The following is an 809-nucleotide window of genomic DNA, read 5'->3' on the forward strand; positions in this document are numbered from 1 at the left end:
AGTGCATTTTCGATTGCACCTCCTCCCAGAGAATAATTAAATTTACATTGGGCATCACGGTACTTAATAAATTCTTTGTTTGCTGCAGTCAAATTTGCTTTTGCTTTATTGATATAACTGGGTTCCTCATACCATTCAGAAAGTTTCTTAATCAATTTTGTTTCAGTATTTTGTAATTTTTTCTGACTTTTTAATGCCTTAGCTTTAAGGCATTCTGTCATCTCTGCTTCGGATGGAGTACTGTTGCTGCATTCTATACGTAAGTCTCGTTCGCTTGCTATAGAAACTGTTTGAGCTGCTAATGCCGATAATGGTAAATAAGTAAATAAACATATTCCAAAATATTTAATAATACTCACTTTTATTTATCCTTTCGTAAAAACTGCAATACATAATTAAGCTTTGCACAGTAAAATTTATCTCTATTGCCATTATAGTTCTTGGCTAGCGACATGGTAGATATGTCTTTCCAGCCTGTAATTGTACGTTTTATGGCGCCTTTTTTATATTTGAGTATCATGCCAATTTTTAAATTCCGAGGATTAACCACTTCGGCATTCATATTTTGAAATATTTCAATAGCGGTTCTGTTTCCGAAGCCGGAGATCACAGGTTCGATCCTTTTTGGATGCACCAGAATTTTTTAAGGGCTTTTAGTTTTCTAAAAGCCCTTAAATTTTATACATATTTTAAATTATATTCATGATATCTATTTAAGGCATACCTGACATTAAATCTATTAGTTGTTGGTTTCGTCTGTTATTGAGTTCAGCTATACAGGCAAAAAGGCGCATTTCAAGTGCATTTTC

At 33.1% G+C, this 809-nt stretch carries 1 protein-coding gene; it reads right to left on the reverse strand.

Annotation, left to right across the window (positions count from 1 at the left end):
* A partial coding sequence (locus H3T84_RS12610; protein WP_198219320.1) for a lysozyme inhibitor LprI family protein occupies window positions 1–359 on the reverse strand: 359 nt, incomplete at its 3' end.
* Between the last annotated feature and the right edge of the window lie 450 nt (window positions 360–809).

Origin of the sequence: Snodgrassella sp. M0110 (assembly GCF_016101465.1) — a bacterium.
GTDB classification, from domain to species: Bacteria; Pseudomonadota; Gammaproteobacteria; order Burkholderiales; family Neisseriaceae; genus Snodgrassella; species Snodgrassella alvi.